Raw genomic sequence first — 18,817 nt, forward strand, 5'->3', positions numbered from 1 at the left:
GCACTTGCTCACAAAAGCATTTACAAAAATAGTTTTTCGATTTCACTTACCCGTAACTGAACAGCATCGATGTTTTGGCGCGTTTCCACATTCAGCCGCAATAGCGGCTCGGTATTGGAGGAGCGCAAATTGAAACGAAAGTCCGGAAACTCCAGGCTGATGCCATCGGTACGGTCAATCTTGGGATTCATCGGCGCGAAGTGATTCAAGACGCGCTCTATGATCGGTTGCACGGCATCGACGCGGTAATTGATTTCACCGCTGCATGGATAGGCTGCGACGCGTTCGCTCACCAATGTCGAGAGTGGCTTTCCCGTACGCGACATGAGTTCGGCGACCAGCAACCATGGGATCATGCCGCTGTCGCAGTAGGCGAAATCACGGAAATAATGGTGGGCACTCATCTCGCCGCCATAAATCGCATTTTCAGAGCGCATGCGTTCTTTGATGAAGGCGTGGCCGGTTTTACTTTGCACCGGAACACCGCCTGCTTGCTCGACGATGTCGATCGTGTTCCATGTCAGGCGTGGATCATGAATAATTTTCTCGCCGGGATGCTTGGCCAGAAAAACCGCTGCCAGCAGACCGACGATGTAATAGCCTTCGATGAACTCACCTCGTTCATCGAACAGGAAACAACGGTCAAAATCGCCATCCCAGGCAATCCCCATATCGGCTTGATGCGCACGCACGGCGTCAGCGGTTGCTGCGCGGTTTTCCGGCAATAACGGGTTGGGTATGCCATTGGGAAAGTGACCATCCGGCTCATGATGCACCTTGATGAACTCAATCGGGACATTCAGTTGCTCGAAGCGGGCTTCTATAGCATCGAGGACGTGCCCCGCCGCCCCATTGCCAGCATTGACAACCAACTTGAGCGGTTTGATGGCGTCCACCGCGATGTAACCCATCAAATGGGAAACAAAATCTTCCAGTATGGATTGCTTGCTTATCTGGCCGCGTTTGGCGACCGGAGGGAATTCGTTGGCCTCGGCCAGACGCTGAATCTCTTTGAGACCGGTATCGCCGCTGACTGGCTGCGCACCTTGGCGCACCAGCTTCATGCCGTTGTAGTCCAGAGGATTATGGCTGGCAGTAACTTCAATACCTCCGTCTACATCGAGATGAAAGGCGGCGAAATAGACTTCTTCCGTGCCGGTCATGCCGATGTCGATGACGTCGGCGCCGCCATCCATCAGGCCATTGGCAAGCGCCAGCTTCAAAGCCTCGCTGGTGAGGCGAACATCTGCCCCGACCACGACTTTGCGTGGTTTCAGGTGTTGGGCGTAAGCGCGGCCGATGCGGTAGGCGATCTCTTCATTGAGTTCAGCACCGAGTTTGCCGCGAATATCGTAAGCCTTGAAGCAAGCGAGGCTCATCAGGCGCGTCCGTAAGTGTCTTGGAAGCGCACGATATCGTCCTCACCGAGGTATTCGCCGCTTTGCACTTCAATCATCACCAGATTCAGCATGCCGGGATTCTCCAGGCGATGCTTGTGACCCGCAGGGATATAAGTAGACTCGTTGGTTCTGACGAACAGCTCGTTGTCGCCATTGACCACCCTGGCCATGCCGCTGACGACAATCCAGTGCTCGCTACGATGATGGTGCATTTGCAGTGACAAGGATGCGCCCGGCTTGACCTCGATGCGCTTGATCTTGAAGCCGGGATCCTCTTCGAGTACCGTGTAGGTACCCCACGGGCGATGTACGGTGAGATGATGTTTGTGCGCCTCGTGCCCACGCGCTTTCAGTTTTGCGTAGAGATGCTTGACATCCTGAGAGCGGGATTTATCCGCCACCAGCAACGCATCGGGGGTATCGACGATGATGAGATTGTCGATGCCGACCGCGCCAACGACACGCTTATTACTCTGGATATAACAATTGGTGACATCGTGCAAAAGCGCTTCGCCATCGATCCGATTACCGTTGTCGTCAGCGGCGGAGAGATCGCCTAGCGCGCTCCAGGAGCCGATATCGCTCCAACCGATATTGCAGGGCACCACGGCTACCTTGCTCGATTGCTCCATGACGCTGTAGTCGATGGAGTTATCAGGGACTTGCGCGAAACTGTCCGGATCGAGCTTGAGTTCGGCGAAGCCTTTACCTACTGCTGTGAGGGATTGGTCGATACATGCCCTGGTCGCGGATAGAATTTCCGGACAATGCTGTTCCATCGCCTGCAACATGGTGCCTGCGGTAAAACAGAACATGCCGGAATTCCACAGGAAGCCCCCGGATGCCAGATACTCCCGAGCCTTTTCAAGGGATGGCTTTTCTACAAAGCGTAATACTTTGTTGCCTTCGGCTTCGATGTAGCCATAGCCGGTTTCAGGTGCATCAGGCTGGATGCCGAACGTGACAAGATTGCCTTGTTGCGCCAGCGCAGTTGCTCTGGAAACTGCATTGGCGAACGCGTCCTGGTCCGCGATCAAGTGATCGGCAGCCAGCACCAGCATGACGGTGTCCTCACCATGCTCCTTGGCGACATGCAGTGTTGCGGCGGCAATGGCGGCAGAGGTATTGCGCCCGAAGGGCTCCAGAATGAATGATGTTGCCAGCCGAGCTTTGTTGACTTCACGAAACTCGTCTTCGGTCTTGAAGAAAAGTTCGCGGTTGGTGACAGTCAGGATTTCCTCAACCCCCGGCAGCGCGGCGCCTCGCAGGAAGGCTTTTTGCAACAGACTTTGGCCGTCCGCCAGGCGGATAAACGGCTTCGGATGCATATCACGGGAGACAGGCCATAGGCGCGAACCTACGCCACCACAGAGAATTACTGGAGCCAGACGCATAACTTCCCTTTGTTTTTTCTTGAATTATCTGTAGGCGTTATCGCTACGTCTGCCAATCATCTTAACCCAATGACGATGTCAAATGAGCAACTTTCAGTTCGGACAACCACTTACATTTTTTTACATATGATAACCAAGCCTATATCGTTAAGGCAATAAATATATTGCTGAGGAAATGTATCAATAAGGAAATATATCAATACGGCAACACACCTTAATCACCTCCATAACCACTTATTCCTCAATGAAGGAATGCTGTTTTGAGGTAATTCCAAGTACCAGGTTCGACTGTCTTTGGTGCAGAAATCGGGCCGCAGCTTCACCCAAAATGTGCCGATTTACAACGCTACTTGCAACAAGCCGCTCAGAATCAGAGTGCCCACCGCGCCAGCGGCACATGGCGAGTCCGGCCAAGCAGGCTGTGCATCAAAACAAACTCACTCACCGTCCAGCGGATGGGTTCAATCGTCCCGGCGGGAACAAAGCGATTGTCGTACAGTAAAGTAACGTGAGGGGTGTAGTGTGAACCTGCAGCCGCGAGTCCGGCTTTTTGCAGCGCCCTGCCAAGAGTCTGCTGAAACATTATCAATGAGGCAACTCCATCATCACCCAGCAAAACCAAAGGACGGTTGCGCGGCCTGCCGTGAAAACTCATCGCGCGGTCGAACTCGACGTCGAACGGCGCCGCTTTGACGCTGGCCGCTGCCTTTATCGCTGCAGCCACGATGCCTTCCGGCAGGCCCAGATAATCACCCAGAAAATTTAAGGTGACATGCAAACGGCCGACTCCGATCGAGCGCCCTTTCAATTCATACATATCGCGCAGCAGCCCCCTCTGCCGCGCGATACCTGCGGCCGCATCCGGAGTCGGGATGAGCGCAAAGAACAGGCGGTCGGTGGGGTGCGGTGCGTCGAAGCCCGGTAGAAAAAACTGTTCAGGCATAGGGTGATTGCATCCGGGAGGCGGATGGCAGCAAATGAAAAAGGGAAAACCAGTTTACGCCTTTCTGGCAAGGCAGGCGCGAGCCAGGGACGTACATGGCCGCGCCGTATGATCCCGGTTAATTCAGAAGTCGATCAAGAATCCCGCACCGATGGATTTCTGCGAATAGTTGTAATCGATCAGGCTTTCGCCGTAACCCGAAAATAACTGCACGTAGCCTTTTAAATTAGTCGTAACCGGAAACGCCCAGCCAGCCTCAAGTGCGCCATGCCCGGTCTGGAAGTTGTGTCGTGCCGTCATCGAATATTCGTACCCATTCTGACGGTACGTGGCGCTCACGTCGCCATGCCCCATGTAGTCGACGATGTCGATGTTGTCGTTGTTGGCTGCTGCATTGTCGAGGCGTTTCCAAACCCTTGCCGACAGGGCCAGGTTGCCATATTCGGCTCCCAACTCAGTATAGAAACGATTCCAGCTACGAGACAAATTAGAAGACTGCCCATTCGACTGGTGCACCAGTCCAAAATTGAGATAGCGGAAATTGAAGTCACCGATCTTCATATTCAACGGCAGCACTGCCATCAACTCGGGCTGGTAATTTGTCTCGCGAAACGGACTGGAGGCAGCCCGGCTGTAGGCTTGCCAGAAACTCCGCTGCGTGTAGGCCAGCCACAAGTCGACCGGGCTGCCGGCGACGTTTTCCGCCATCTTCATCTTGAAACTGAACTGATAAGTCAGTTCCACGTGCTTCGGTTTGATTCCCTCCGAAATATATTTGGAGAACGGTGCGTCGTTGGTGGACGTGCTGTAGTTGGCCAGCAATACATAATTATTCATGTAAGGCTTGAGGGTAAACACGCCACGCTTGGCGTTGGGATCGAGCTCCCAGCTCTGCACGGTACGCGAGATCGGCGACTCGCCCGGCGGAGCAATCTTCTCAGCACTGACTGAGGACTGCGGCATTGTTGGCGCAACCTGGGGCTCTGCAACGGCAGCGGGAGCAGGTACATCCGTCGCGGCCTTGGCTAAAGCGTCAAAGCAGCCCAGGCGTGCGCTGGCGTCACCCAGTACGGAACAGCGCGCCAGTTGTTGTTCAAGTTCGGCCGCATGCGATAGCGCTGAAGACATGCAGGTTAAGGAAATAACGATTCTCTTGATGTTTTTTTTCATGAGGCATTTTAAAACAAATACCACCCTGCCCGAACCGCGTGCATCCAAAACTGAATTTGTGTCCTGCGCTCGCTTCTTGTGTCCACTTCTTGCGCCCCATGCCTTCGTTTCACGGCCGAAAAGGCGCACTTCGTCGCAATTGTGTTGATCGCTTCTCCCGATGCCATAGACAATTATTTCTCTGCAAACCCTCGGGGAAGAAAATGAAACTAACTACACCTGTCGCCCTACTCGCATTATTGGTCGCGCTATTCAGCGCCGGCGCCCAGGCAGTCGGATTCCAGCACGTTACCGCTCCAGACCCGGACGGCGCGCCGCTGGAGGTGGGCATCTGGTATCCCAGCAGCGCATTGCCTGCACCGGTACCGATGGGGCGGATTACCCAGACCGTTGCAGTCAACGGCGCGATTGAGGGCAAGGCATTGCCCCTGGTTGTGATTTCCCACGGAACCGGCGGTTCTTTCCTTGGACACTACGACACCGCGATTGCTTTGGCCGAGGCCGGATATGTGGTTGCTACGGTTACCCACACCGGTGACAATTACGCGGATCAGAGCCGCAGCGTCTTCATCATGGAGAGGCCTAGGCACATCAGCCGCCTGATTGATTACATGCTGTCCGATTGGGCGGGCCGCAGTCAAATCGACCCGGCGCGTATCGGCATGTTTGGATTTTCTGCCGGCGGCTTCACCACCCTGGTGAGCATCGGCGGTGTCCCCGACCTCACCAAGGTTGGCCCCTTCTGCCGAGAGCACACTACCGATTTCGCCTGCCAGCTGGTTGCCAAACATCCCGAGGCTAGCGCGGCTCCTTCTGTCAGCCACGATGGTTCACAAGACCTGCGGATCAAGGCTGCAGTCGTTGCGGCACCGGCGCTTGGCTTCACGTTTGCGCCGGATGGGCTCAAGAACGTCAATATTCCCATCGCGCTTTGGCGTGCGGAAAATGACGCCGTCCTGCCGCATCCCTGGTATGCCGAAGCTGTACGCCTGGCGCTGCCGCAGGCACCGGAGTACCACGTAGTGGAAAATGCCGGACATTTCGATTTTCTAGCGCCTTGCAGCACGGCTCTCGCCTCTGTAGCGCCGTTTATCTGTACTAGCGCCCCAGGCTTTGATCGCACGGCGTTTCACACATCATTGAATGCATCGGTGGTCGTTTTTTTTGACAGGACACTAAGGCATTGAGGCGATCTGTTAGTGCGACTCGGGACGTCACATCAACTAAGACTTATCCCGCAAGTTCTCGCCACGCCGATCACCCACTGTCGCCCGAATGCTTTTTGCATGGTAGTCCATCAGGAGAATTTTGATATCCGACGGCAAGGACGGGTCGTTGTACAGGCTATGCAGCAGCTGTGATTGCACGAACATGGTTTGCCGTTTGATGATTTCGCAATCGCTGTGGCTGACGCCATGATTCATGTTGGCGACAAGCTCCAGAACATCGCGCTTGAGACGGTAAAAGAGTGAGCTGGCGAGGATGCTTTCAGCAGTAACGGATACCTCTTTATCAGCCGTCTCCGTTGCCAGGGACAGCGCGGACTGATTCTCCGTTTTTTTCAAAAGCATGGTTTTCCCTCAATACATTGCAACACTTCAATTAGCTCGGATTTAGCACATTGGATCAGGTATTTCATAACTGCTCGGATCGTCGCCACGATAGGAATTTTCCCAGCGCCGCCAATATTTGCGGCTGGTCTAAATGCCTATTCAGGAAGCCGTCGCATTCAACCTGCCGCGCCCGCGCGTGATCGTACACAAAATTTTTATCAACCAAAAAAATGACCGCAACTCTTGTGTTTCGATATTGATGCTTGATCGTTGTGCACAAATCATAAGGATCGAAATCGGATAACTCCGGATTGATCAGCACCATCGAAATGGTTAGCCCGGTATACACTTCGGCGGCGGCGCCAGGATTTCCGACCCATTCGACTGGCACTACGTAGTGCGCCATGGCGACTGACAGACTATCGCGAAACGTCGATTCTTCATCAATTACCAGGATACGATCGGTCGGCGGAGGTTTGGTCCGCATCCGCTCGTATTCAAGCGGATCGGTCAAGTCCAGGTCGAGACGCTCACGCCGACGACGCTCCGGCACACTATTGGCTAATGCCACATCAGCCGAATTTTGCGTAGCCAGCATAATCAAACGCCGCTCGATCAAGACATCCAGCGCATCGAACAATTTAAGCCAACGTATCGGCCGCTCGACGGTGGTAAACGGCAGGTCCACATGAGGCGCGCCGACCAGCAAAGCCGGTCGCAGATTATTGGGCTCCATGTCAGCCAGAATAGCCTGGGCTTTCAGATCGTCGGCATTCACCAGATACAAATCCGGCTCCTGCAGGCTATCGACGGACAAGCGGCAATATTGTTTCTGGCGGTTCTGCTGAACCGAAAAAGTGGCGTCGAAAATATTAATTTCACGCACAGAAAACCCGATGAAACGAACTGCAAACGGGGTCTTTTGGTTTTTCATTTTTGTATGCCCTTTGGGACGAACACCGATGAAACCATGACTTGCCGAGGAGAAATTCCCTATGCCGCTGGGGCATTCACCTCCACAACCGGTAAGCGCCATGCCCAACGCCTACGGCACCGGGATGTATTGAAAATATTCTTATTCTTTTATAGTCGTTATGTCTTCGATAATAGAGTTGTAGTTACTCCTTGCCAATAGTCTGTTTGGACTGGTGGCGTTAAAAACGCTTGCGCTAGCAGCTCTGAAAAGGTTTAATCGGCGTCATGTTTCCACTTAGCATTCTTCTCATTGACGATCACGCGATGTTCCGCAGCGGTATGGCTATGGTGTTGCGATCGGGTATTTCAAACATCGACGTGTTCGAGGCTGGCTCGCTGGAAGAGGCCATGCGCAGTCCGATCGAAGCACCTGCCATTTTGCTGCTTGATATTCAGCTTCAAGGCTTGAACGGGCTGGAATGCATTGCCATACTGCAGCGCAAATGGCCGCAGGTATCCATCATCATGTTGTCTGCCGATGCCACGCCTGCCACCATGCGGCTGGCGACGGAGCGCGGCGCTGCGGCGTTCGTCTCCAAGGCAGATACCGCCACGAATATTCTTGCTGTCATCGAACAGCTGCTGCGCAAGGAACCTGCCGCAGGCACTCCCGGAGGAATCAGCGGCAACACGCCTTCCGAGCCGCACCTGACACCGCGTCAGTGCGAGGTGCTCGATCTGCTATGCCAGGGATTGCCGAACAAGACGATCGGAAAACGGCTGGGCCTTTCGGAAAATACGGTGCGCGGGCATGTGCAGGCGTTGCTGAGTTTCTTGCAAGTGTCCAGCCGTTCCGAAGCGGCCTTTGCAGCGCGTCGTAGCGGCCTGGTTAATTGAGGTGATGCGCCGCTTACTCCGCCTTAGCGAAAATCGCATACTGGTGGAACAGTTGCGGCTGCTGCTAGGTAATGTGGGCAGCTCTGTCATTCCGGCGCTGCTGTTGGCCGTGGTCCTGGTCTGGGCGCTATCCAACGACAGCAACGCATTGGGGCTGAGGGCGTGGTGCGCAACAGTGGTCTTGTCCAAGCTTTACTCTGCGTATCATGCGCGCCGCACTCTTGCCTCAGGCATTGCAATTGAACATGCCCACCGCCTGGTCTTGGTGTTGTTGGTGCTGAACATGGTGGATGGCGCGGCTTGGGGTGCATTGGCCTGGGTTACGCTCGGTACGACTTCGGTCACCGGGAGCATATTGGTCGTCTCTGTCTTGGCGGGTATTGCAGGCAGTTCGATGTCGCTGCTTGCACCGGTGTTGCCCGTCTTCATTCTGTTTATGACGTTCGAATCTATCGTCACGGCGGCCAAGTTCTGGCACATGGGAGATCCAGCCTATACCGCGCTGGCGCTGGCCCTCATATTGTTTCTTATCACGCTCGTCCTGCAGGCACGTAACAGCGCTATTGCCGTGCGCGCCGCTATCAGCCTGCGCTTCGAGAATGTCGAACTGCTGGCGCGCTTACGCGATGAAACCCTGAAGGTACAGGACGCGCACCGGGAGGCGGTTCTGGCCAATCTGGCTAAATCCAAATTCCTCGCCGCGGCCAGCCATGATTTGCGCCAGCCGATTCATGCGCTGGGGCTGTTTCTGGAAGTGCTGGCGCGCAGCGAACTTACCGCGATCCAGCGCGCTGTGCTCGGCAGCGCCCGCTCGGTGTCCGAGGCATCCGCGGGGATGCTCAACACGCTGCTGGATTTTTCACGAATCGAAGCGGGTGTGGTCGATGCGCAAGTATTGCCATTTCACCTGCAGCCCTTGCTGCACAAGATTGAAAATGAACTGGCGCCCCAAGCCAACGCGAAGGGGCTCATTTACCGCACGCGCGAAACCCATGTGGCGTTGCAGTCTGATCCGGCGCTGGTGGAACTGATTCTGCGCAACCTGGTGTCCAATGCAATCCGCTACTCCGAGCGGGGTGGTGTGCTGGTAGCTTGTCGTACGCGCGGCAATCAAACGCGACTGGAAGTGTGGGATACGGGTATCGGTATCGAACCGCTTCAGCACCAGGAGATATTTCGGGAATTCCATCAGCTCGGCAACGCCGAACGAGACCGCAGTAAAGGGCTTGGTTTGGGCTTGGCTATTGCGGATGGCCTGGCGCGCAAGCTGGGGCATGAATTGTCGTTATCTTCCAAACCCGGGCGTGGCAGCGTGTTCAGACTGACCTTGCCCAATGCGCGTGTCCCGGTGATAAGCGATGAGCTTGAAACTACGCATGTCTCTGTGCAAAAGCTCGATATACGCGTGCTGGTAGTCGATGATGATGAAGCCGTGCGCGCAGGCATGCTGCAACTGCTGCACGATTGGGGCTGCAAGTGCGAGGCGGTTGAATCGATCGAGGAAGCACTAGCCTCGGCACGCGCCAATCGACCGGATATTGTCATCAGTGATTTCCGATTGCGCAAACAGCACACGGGTGCACAAGCGATTGCCGCGTTGCGCGAAGAGTTCGGCGAAGATTTACCAGCACTTCTCATAACTGGCGACACGGCGCCAGAGCGGTTGCGCGATGCACGTGCCAGTGGAATACCGTTGTTGCATAAGCCCGTAGCACCGAGCCAGTTGCATAGGAGACTGGCGAGCATATTGGCCGACATGGATAAATAGTGGGCTGCCAGGGGACATGGTCACGCTCAATTTCAGCATGGTTGTGTTGGTTGCCGCTATCACGCACATTTGCCACTGCGATGAATGCGCAGTGCAACGACAAGCGCAGACAGGAAGTGGCCGCGTATGAAGCAGTGCGCCACGCACGGTGATGGATTATCTGAGCTAACTAGTTCCGTTTATTCGTCATTTATTTACATTAAACGAATAAATGGAACATACTTAATCTACCATGCGCCATGAAACCCACGCCCAACGCGTCCTTGACCTGCTGCGTCAGAAGGGGATGCTGCGCCCCAGCGATCTTGATGCCATCGGGGCTCCCCGAGTGGTCCTGACGCGCATGACGGCTAACGGGCAACTGGAGAAAGCAGGTCGCGGTCTCTATCGGTTGCCCGACAGCCAAGGCTCCGAGCATGAGAGCCTGACAACCATCGCAACCAAGGTGCCACAGGCGGTGTTTTGCCTGCTGACTGCCCTGCAGTTCCACGAGTTGACCACGCAACTGCCACGCCAGGTCTGGATCGCCATGCCGCGCGGCAGTCATATGCCCAAGATCGACTATCCGCCGATCAAGATGGTCCAGTATGCCGGCGAAGCGTACTCCGAAGGTATTGAGATTCATGAGCGTGATCAAGTCGCACTGCGGGTCTACTGTGTGGCAAAGACCATTGCCGACTGCTTCAAGCACCGCAACAAGATCGGACTCGACGTAGCGCTGGAGGCGCTCAAGGATGCGCGATCGCAAAGGAAGGCCAGCGCTGACGATCTCTGGCGTTTCGCCAAGATTTGCCGCGTCGCGAATGTGATGCGCCCCTATCTGGAGGTAATTGAATGACCAAAGGTCTCGCCGCGTCGGTGCGGGCACGCCTTCTGAACGTCGCCAAGGCGCAGGGCACGGACTTCAACCAGGTTCTGGTGCGCTTTGCGCTGGAGCGCATGCTGTACCGCCTGAGCCAGTCCAAGCATGCCGATCAATTCCTTCTCAAGGGAGCGTTGCTGTTCGCGCTCTGGTATGACATGCCCCACCGGCCAACGCGTGATGCGGATCTGCTCGGCTTCGGGCCGAGCGACCTCGCATCGATCACCCAGACATTCCGTGACATCGCAGGCGTCGATGTTGAGGATGGCATCATCTTCGACCCGGCAACGGTGAGCGTTGAGGAAATCCGTAAAGATGCGGGGTACGCCGGCGCTCAGGTGTTGATTACGGGCGAAATTGCCAAGGCACGGTGCAAGACGCAGATCGACATCGGGTTCGGTGATGCAGTCACGCCAGGCCCGGTTCACGCCATCTACCCGGTGCTGCTCGAAGACCTCTCGGCTGCGAACATACCCCGTCTATACCGTCGTCTCGGAAAAGCTTCACGCCATTGTCTTGCTCGGCATGACCAATAGTCGGTTGAAGGATTATCTGGACATCTGGATGTTACTGGATCGCGAAACGCTCAACGCCCACACTTTGGCCAGAGCGATCCGCCGCAACCTTCGTTCGGCGGGAAATGTCGGTTCCGGTCGTTCTGCCCATTGGCCTGACTGATGAGTTTGCTACCGATCCATCACGGCAGACCATGTGGCTTGCATTCCTCAAGAAGAATCAACTCGCCGTTACGCCCCTGCTTGAAGTTGTCACGACGCTTCGAACAATGTTGGGGCCGGCACTCATACTGGCCGCAACACTTGGGGCCACAGCAGGCGCAGCCTCGTAGGGCGGGCACATTGTGCCCACCCTACTGCTAACCCAAAAAACAAAAAAGCCCGCATTTACGCGGGCTTTGGAGCAGTCTCTACTTTTGCATACTAGCGAGTGTAAAACCTCAGATCACTCCCACTCGATCATCAACAGGCCACCCAAACCCGCGTGGTTAGATGCCTACACGGCCGCGCCCAGAAAAATCGCGTCCTGAGACGGTTTTGTATTTGCCTTTTGCTGAATGATTCGGCATCGTTCCAGCAGAACCTCAAAAGGCTCAGCGTCATCCAGGAACAAGCCGTCATCGACCATGTGCTGATAGTCGGAGGCCAGCGTTGCCAGCGCACCGTCGTCAGGTACAAGTTGCAGGCCGCCAGAAACTGCAGCGTGGTAGTCGATTAGTTCACCGTGCGGAGATTTCTCCGCGAAGAAAATGCTCTTGTGATCGGCAACTGCTTTTCCGAGCGCCGTGTCCGCGATGGCTGCATCAACGAATCCGGCGGAATCAAGCCGAGCCACGTCATGCCAATGACGGGCAAAGCGTTCGCCGCCACGGAAAGTACCTTGGGCACAAAAGACATGGATCGCCGTGGCCTTCTCCCAAAAGGTACGCTCGGCGCGCATCACCTGCGGCGTGGCCGTCGGAAATACGAGCATCGGCAGGTATGCAGCCGCATCGCACTGGACGAGGCGTGGTTCGCTGGGCTCGCCGGTAGAGCGGGCACCGAACTCCAGCATGACGGCCGGGGCAACGTAGCCCGTGCCAGCGGTCAACGGAACGTAGTCGATAAAGATCTTGTCGTCTTCGGCGCGCACCGATGCGGGTAGAGACTGCCGATCAAAGTCTTGCTTGAGCCTCGGCACGATTTCATTGGCAACCCAATCGACCAAGCGCGCCCGAATCTCTTTGCTCCACTTCCTTTCCTGACTCTTGCTGACTGGCAGGGGCACGTCGGCGCCTCCAACCAGATCACCAGCGATCGCGCGAATATCGTAGGTCAAATCGACATCCTCCGAAAACCGGCGGATGACACCATAGGCCTTGGATAGAGATGTTCCACCCTTGAAGACCAGATGACCGGCATGGGGGCCATCGAACAGGTGTCGTAGCGACCAAACGACCCAGATATCTTTTTCAAGCAGATGAGGCAGACGGCCGGAACTGCTGGCAGCCGCGTTGAGCGCCTCCAGACGCTCAACAGTGGAGAGTTCGAAAAACTCAGCCATGCGCCAGCAAAGCGCTAACTTCTTGCGCCATCCAGGTCGGCAGGCGCGCACGCACCGATGCGACTTCTTCGAGTTCGGACGGTTGCAGTTTGGACCGAAGCTTGCGTAGTGCTTCGCCAGCCTTCTCAGGCCCCAGCCAAGCGAGCGCCCGCACTACTTCTCCCGCTGGACGGCCAGGAAAGATCAGTTGCCAGATTGGCGCGTGCCGGAATTCGACCGTTTGCGCGCCGACCTTCAGACGCCGATTGCGCCCGGATGTCAGATAGATAGCCTTCATTGGCACTTGAGTGGTGAGGCCAAGCGCATTGGCTGCAGCTGCCCCATGGGGCACGATCGTTTCCCCACGTTGACTAGCCAGCCCCTCGACCATTTTGCTGGTGGACGGTGCATGCGTCCCGAAACGGCTCTCCACGGGCAAGACGTAAATACCTCGCCCAACCCGCAGCAAAGCACCGCGCTTCACCAGGCGAGAGAGCACTTGATCGACGGCAGCCCTGCCACCTAAATGCAGAAGCTCTTTCGCAACCAAAGGAGTGCCTTCCGGCAACTCGGCTACGTATTCCAGCACTTGTTTGGCAATGGTTTGCATGACGAAACACTCCTATTTGGTAGAAATATACAAAAACTTCTGACACTTGTCAAGTTAGCTGTGAATGGCTTGACAGCCTCGCAGGGGGCACATCGTGCCCACCCTACGACTACCAGAAAATAAAAAAGCCCGCATTTACGCGGGCTTTGGAGCACTCTCTACTACTGACCGGCGAGCGCTAGACTCAGATCACTCCCACTCAATTATCAATTAACTCAGAAAGTCCAATATCTAATTAGACTTTCCCGCAAGAAATCCTTCAAATACCATGAATAATGCCATGCGTGACTCATACAACGTCGAGAACCATTGATCGCCGACAAACAAATTGTATTGACGATGCTCATTGTTCTCCGACGATCTCGATCTCCACGCGACGGTTGGGTCGCAGGCAACGCACCAGTTGTGGCGTCAACTTCTGCCCGGGACATTGAACGACAGGCTTGCTTTCGCCGACGCCATAAGCCCGCACCAGACGGCCATCCAGACCTTTCTGTATTAAATAATCGCGGATCGCATCGGCCCTTGCTTGCGACAGTGCTAGGTTTGCCTGTTCAGAACCGATCCGGTCCGTGTGCCCGGTCACAACTACCGACGACAGTTTGACTCCGTCCTGTTTGAGACGGCTTGCCAGATCGTCGAGTTTGCTGCGTCCTGCCGTATCGAGGTTGCCGAGATCCGATTTGCCAAATGCAAACAGGCCGTCGGCACCCAACTCCACACGGCGCGGCAAGATTTTCTCTATTACCGGCGCATCTTTGGCTGAGGGCGGATTGATGTACTTTTCGCACTCCGGGTCCTTCCAATGGGTAGACGTAGCCCGTTTGTTGGAGTCGAACTTCACCTTGAACTGACAGGTAACATACTCGTTGCCCTTGCCGGTATAAAAATTGAACGCGTAATCCCACTCGCGGACGTTGAAGATGCCTTCGCTGAAATGCGGGTTGCCGAGCTCGCGGCGCACCTGGTCTTTGTTCAGGCCCGGCGTCACGCGCTTTACATGGTCCGGGCCGACAAAATCCCCGGTCTTCAGATAGGAGCTATCGAGCGCCGGAAAATTCGTTTCTCCGGTATCGGCCGCCGTGGCGGAAAAGCTCATGCAATAAAGCGCGCCTATGCATAAGGCCCGACGGAAAGTGCTGGAAGAATGTCGCATACATTAGTCCTGAAAAAAAATAAATCGAAAGATTGTCTCTGCGCCCTAGCGGCCACTGAGATCCGCTTGGATAACCGTCCATCCCGCCTTGCGTTCAATTGAGAACGCCAGACACCGCAAGCCGGGCGGCTACACCGCCGGAAGTCGTGCCGGAGACGCCGCCGCTAAGGCTCCAGCGCCCATTATCCGCAGTGCGGCGCAACGACACGCCTATCGCATTCTGGTTCTGGTAATAGCCATACCCTGCCGAATAGGTGATCTTGCCTGCCATATACGGAGCGCTCTCCATCGACATGGCCGCTGCGACACCTGCATAAGCCTTCTTGGCAACGTCGTTGATATTGTTCTGCAACTGCATGGCCAGCCCGTTTGTGTACTGGTTTGCCTGCTGTACCGCCCCGCTCAGGCCGGTATTGAGCTGGGAAACGTTCACCGCGTCCGTGGCCGCCGTGCCGGCTTCGACGTTATGAATTGCCACAGGACTGCTAGCGCCGTTGCCCATCGTGACGCTGCTGTAGTTGGTGGAACCGTCTGTGTTGGTGTCGTAATGCACCCCGCCGGACTGTACCGCCTGCAATTGGCGCACATTGACAGCATCCGTAGCCTGGATTCCGCCCGCGACATTGGTGATCTGGCGTTCGTTGCCGGCGCTGCCGACCGAGACCGCGCCTTGCGTCGATGCCACCACCGTGTTGGAGAACGACTCCTTGGCGCCGCCCAAGCCTGCGCGATCAGCCGTCGAACCGGCGCCGATTGCCACGCCATTGTTCGCCGTTGCGCTCGCACCCGCACCCATGGCGACTGAATTCGTGCCAGAGGCGGTGGTGTTTTTGCCTGAGGCAATGGCATCGGTTCCAGTCGCTCCGTCATTGTTGACATTGCCGCCGCCGCTGGAATTGACGCTGTAATACTTGGTCTGGGTAGACGCTACCACGTTAGTCAGGTTGTTGATGGCGCTGTTGGTCGCATATAGCTGGCTGCCGTTGATGGCATCGGTGCTGGTCGCGCTCAGTTGTCCCGCCGCGACGTTCTGGATCTGCCGCTCGTTTCCTGCCGAACCGACACTCACCGTACCCACCGGTGCGCCGCCGGCAAAGGAATAGCTGGTTCCGAGGATGGTGGTGCCGGCGGTTGCCACGGCCGCTGTGGTAGCCGAAGCACTGCCGATCGCCACGCTGTTGCCGGTGCTGGCTACCGCTCCTTGGCCTAGCGCTGTGCTGTTGGCAGCGGTTGCCTGGGCGCCTTGGCCGAGCGCGGTAGTGTTGGCCTGGCTGGCCACCGATCCTTGGCCTGCGGCGGTCGAATTTTGGCCGGTTGCCACGGCATTGGTGCCCATGCCCAGCGAATTGCTGCCGGCCGCGCCGATAGAACCAGTAAACGCCTTGCCTTCGCTGGAAGCAATCGGGAACTGGTTGGCGTTGACAACGGTGGTCAGGTTATTGATTGCAGTGCCCAGGCCGTTTGCTACCGAATAGAGCTGGGAGCCGTTGATGGCGTCGGTTGAGCTTGCCGTGACCTGTCCCGCCGCGACGTTGGTGATTTGGCGTTCCGCTCCGGCCGCCCCCACCGATACGGTGGAAGTCGGCGTGGTCCCGGCAAAGCCGCCATAGGTGGTGCCGTTGATCGTGGCGCTGGAAACAGGATTCGCCGCCGCTGCCGCACTGCCGCTGCCCAGCACCACGGAACCGTCCAGCCCCGCGGGTACCGTCACATTGCTGCCGAACACAAAGGTATTATTGGAAGCGATGTTATTGTTATTGCCCACGGAGAAGCTGCCGGTGCCGGTAATGGTGGTCGGATCGCCGATCGCCACGCTGCTGGCGCCGCTGACTACATTGCCGGTGCCTATGCTGATGCTGTTGGCGCCGGATGCCTGCGCGCCATCGCCGATGGCAATCGATGATCCGCCCGAAGCTGCAGCCAAATTGCCAATGGCGACATCGTTCGCCGCCGCGGCCGAGGATCCGACGCCGGCCGCCAGGGCATCCACTCCGGTGGCGCCGTTGTTATTGTAGTTGCCGCCTTGGGTGCCGCCGTCGTTGACGCTGTAGTAGTGGCTTTTGCTCGCAGCAATCGCCAGGTTGGTTGCATTCAGCTGGCTGCCGTTTACCGCATCTGTGCTGTTCGCGTTCAATTGTCCGGCCGCCACATTGGTGATGGTGCGTTCCGCACCTGTCACGCCCACGCTCACGGTTGAGCCCGGTGTCGTGCCGGCGAAGTTGTAGGTGGTGCCGGCGATGATGGTGCTGGCCGTGCCTACTGCCGCGTCCGTTTTCGATCCCGCACCTAGCGCCACGCTGCCCGCAAAGGCTGCCTGCGTCCCAGCACCCAATGCCATCGCCTGGATGCCGTTGGACGTAGCGTTGGTGCCAAACGCCACACCATCGGCAAGATTCACCGTGGCGTTCTGGCCGATCGCCGTGCCGCCCGGCGCTGTCTGCTGCACGATCGCGCCATTGCCCATGCCGATGCCGTTGTCACCGTTTACCGTGGTCTTGGGACCGATGGCGACGGACTCCGCACCAATCGCCGCCGAGTCGGAGGCGGTGGAATTAGCGTGGAAATACTTGATCGGCGTGACCGAGAACGAACTCATCGCCCCCTTCAACTGACGCAATGTCACCGCGTCCTGATCCGTCGTGCCGTCCGCCACATTGGTGATCTGGCGGAAGTCGATGGCATTGCCCACAGACACCGCACCGCGCAGATTGCGATCGGTGGTGTTGTACGGAATGACATTGGTACCGACGAGGATCGAACCCGAGGACGGCGCAATCGCGCGATCGGACACTGCGCCAGAACCCAGCGCCACGCCGCCCAGTATCGAGACGTTCGTGTTCTGGCCAAGCGACGTGCTGTTGTCCGCCGACGCTACAGCACCCACGCCCGCCGCCAGCGCGTTGATGCCGGTAGCTCCGTTGTTGGTGTAGTTGCCGCCGTGTGTGCCGTTGTCGTTCACACTGTAGTAGTGCGTCGCGTTGGCGGTGACCGTGCTGCTGAGGTTGTCCACCGCCTGGTTGGTGGCGAACAACTGCGAACCGTTGATCGCATCCGTGCTGCTGCCACTGATGCGGCCCGCCGCCACATTGGTGATGGTGCGCTCGGCACCCGCCGCGCCCACGCTCACCGTGCTGGTCGGCGTGGTACCGACAAAGTTGTAGGTGGTGCCGGCGATAGTCGTACTGGGCGTGCCCACTGCCACTGCCGTCGTGCTGCCTGCGCCCAACGCCACATCGCCCGCGTTCGCGCCGGCGGTAGCGCCGTTGCCGATCGACACGGCATTGGTGGTTCCCGCGGTGGACACCGGACCGATCGCTACACTGTCGGTGCCGTTCGCCGCCGAATCGGCCAAGGTGGAATTAGCGTGGAAATACTTGATGCCGCCGCCATTGTTGATATTGGTGATCGCGGTGGTGTTGGCCGTCACCTGCGTATTGGTTGCAAACAGCTGACTGCCATTCACCGCATCGGTGCTTGCGCCGCTCAGTTGACCTGCCGCCACGTTGGTGATCTGACGCTCGTTGCCTGCACTGCCTACCGATACCACTCCGGTCGGCGCACCGCCCGCGAAGGTATAAGCTGTGCCGCCGATTGTCGCGCCGGTGGTCGGCACCGCTGCCGCCGCCACCGTGCTGCCCTGGCCCAGCGCCACATTGCTGCCGGTGGTGCCGGCAGCGATACTGGCGCCCTGGCCCAGTACCGTCGCATTGGCGTTGCCGTTATCGGTGGCCTGGTTGCCCAGCACCGTCGATGCTGCACCCGTCGCCGTCGCTCCGAAGCCGCCGGCGCTGGCGTTGGCGCCGCTCGATACCGGTTGCACTGCCGTCACGCTATTGTCTGATACGAATGGACCTGTCTTGCCGCTGGTAAGAGCGTATAGCTGCGAGCCGTTGACGGCATCGGTGCTGGTGGCATTCAACGCCGCCGGCGCCAGGTTGGTGATGGTTACCGGCGCACCGGCGCCGGCGCCGCCGGTCGCGCCCAGGGTGATCTTGCTGCCGCCCACCGCATCGTACTTGACCGCGATATTGGCCGTGTTGTCGACATTGGTATTGAGCGCCGTCAACGCCCCCGCGACCGTCGTCTGCGCCGTCGGCCCGGTGACTGCACCA

Annotated in this window: 14 protein-coding genes and 1 pseudogene; 5 read left to right on the plus strand and 10 right to left on the minus strand. The window is 57.2% G+C overall.

Annotated features, from left to right (window positions below; all coding sequences use genetic code 11):
* Window positions 1–20: 20 nt before the first annotated feature.
* The 4 genes from BM205_RS16425 to BM205_RS16440 form a co-directional block, all read right to left on the minus strand.
* Window positions 21–1,379, minus strand: a complete 1,359-nt coding sequence (locus tag BM205_RS16425) for a phosphohexomutase domain-containing protein (protein WP_092415949.1) — start codon at window positions 1,377–1,379, stop codon at window positions 21–23.
* Window positions 1,379–2,794, minus strand: coding sequence for a mannose-1-phosphate guanylyltransferase/mannose-6-phosphate isomerase (locus BM205_RS16430; RefSeq protein WP_092415950.1), 1,416 nt, complete (start codon window positions 2,792–2,794; stop codon window positions 1,379–1,381). The genes BM205_RS16425 and BM205_RS16430 overlap by 1 nt, the downstream gene beginning before the upstream one ends.
* 370 nt (window positions 2,795–3,164) lie before the next feature.
* Window positions 3,165–3,737, minus strand: coding sequence for a 2'-5' RNA ligase family protein (locus BM205_RS16435; RefSeq protein WP_092415951.1), 573 nt, complete (start codon window positions 3,735–3,737; stop codon window positions 3,165–3,167).
* A 123-nt stretch (window positions 3,738–3,860) separates the two neighbouring features.
* Entirely contained in the window at window positions 3,861–4,907 is a 1,047-nt protein-coding gene (locus BM205_RS16440; protein WP_092415952.1) for a phospholipase A, read from the minus strand.
* A 203-nt stretch (window positions 4,908–5,110) separates the two neighbouring features.
* Between BM205_RS16440 and BM205_RS16445 the strand changes: the two genes are divergently transcribed.
* Entirely contained in the window at window positions 5,111–6,094 is a 984-nt protein-coding gene (locus BM205_RS16445) for an alpha/beta hydrolase family protein (RefSeq protein WP_092415953.1), read from the plus strand.
* Window positions 6,095–6,130: 36 nt separating this feature from the next.
* Here the strand turns inward: BM205_RS16445 and BM205_RS16450 are convergent, their stop codons facing one another.
* Window positions 6,131–6,478, minus strand: coding sequence for a hypothetical protein (locus tag BM205_RS16450; RefSeq protein ID WP_254783920.1), 348 nt, complete (start codon window positions 6,476–6,478; stop codon window positions 6,131–6,133).
* Between the two features lie 64 nt (window positions 6,479–6,542).
* Entirely contained in the window at window positions 6,543–7,394 is an 852-nt protein-coding gene (locus BM205_RS16455) for a response regulator (RefSeq protein ID WP_175511296.1), read from the minus strand.
* A gap of 266 nt (window positions 7,395–7,660) precedes the next feature.
* On the opposite strand from BM205_RS16455, the gene BM205_RS16460 reads away from it, so the two are divergent.
* The 4 genes and pseudogenes from BM205_RS16460 to BM205_RS24595 all read left to right on the plus strand — a co-directional run bounded on the left by BM205_RS16460 (window position 7,661) and on the right by BM205_RS24595 (window position 11,580).
* The gene (locus tag BM205_RS16460; RefSeq protein ID WP_092415955.1) at window positions 7,661–8,272 is read left to right on the plus strand and encodes a response regulator; all 612 of its coding nucleotides are present in this window, start codon (window positions 7,661–7,663) and stop codon (window positions 8,270–8,272) included.
* Between the two features lie 4 nt (window positions 8,273–8,276).
* Entirely contained in the window at window positions 8,277–10,040 is a 1,764-nt protein-coding gene (locus BM205_RS16465; RefSeq protein ID WP_092415956.1) for an ATP-binding response regulator, read from the plus strand.
* 232 nt (window positions 10,041–10,272) lie between these two features.
* Complete coding sequence (locus BM205_RS16470) at window positions 10,273–10,878, plus strand: type IV toxin-antitoxin system AbiEi family antitoxin domain-containing protein (RefSeq protein WP_092415957.1); 606 nt, start codon at window positions 10,273–10,275, stop codon at window positions 10,876–10,878.
* Window positions 10,879–10,979: 101 nt separating this feature from the next.
* Window positions 10,980–11,580: pseudogene (locus BM205_RS24595) on the plus strand (nucleotidyl transferase AbiEii/AbiGii toxin family protein).
* 333 nt (window positions 11,581–11,913) lie between these two features.
* On the opposite strand, the gene BM205_RS16480 reads toward BM205_RS24595, so the two are convergent.
* The 4 genes from BM205_RS16480 to BM205_RS16495 form a co-directional block, all read right to left on the minus strand.
* Complete coding sequence (locus BM205_RS16480) at window positions 11,914–12,960, minus strand: nucleotidyl transferase AbiEii/AbiGii toxin family protein (protein ID WP_092415958.1); 1,047 nt, start codon at window positions 12,958–12,960, stop codon at window positions 11,914–11,916.
* Complete coding sequence (locus BM205_RS16485; RefSeq protein ID WP_092415959.1) at window positions 12,953–13,549, minus strand: DUF6088 family protein; 597 nt, start codon at window positions 13,547–13,549, stop codon at window positions 12,953–12,955. The genes BM205_RS16480 and BM205_RS16485 overlap by 8 nt, the downstream gene beginning before the upstream one ends.
* 343 nt (window positions 13,550–13,892) lie before the next feature.
* On the minus strand, window positions 13,893–14,648 hold the full coding sequence (locus BM205_RS16490) for an OmpA family protein (RefSeq protein ID WP_175511297.1): 756 nt from the start codon (window positions 14,646–14,648) through the stop codon (window positions 13,893–13,895).
* A 151-nt stretch (window positions 14,649–14,799) separates the two neighbouring features.
* A partial coding sequence (locus BM205_RS16495) for a beta strand repeat-containing protein (protein WP_371326501.1) occupies window positions 14,800–18,817 on the minus strand: 4,018 nt, incomplete at its 5' end.

This window comes from Collimonas sp. OK307 (genome assembly GCF_900113705.1).
Classification (GTDB): domain Bacteria; phylum Pseudomonadota; class Gammaproteobacteria; order Burkholderiales; family Burkholderiaceae_D; genus Collimonas.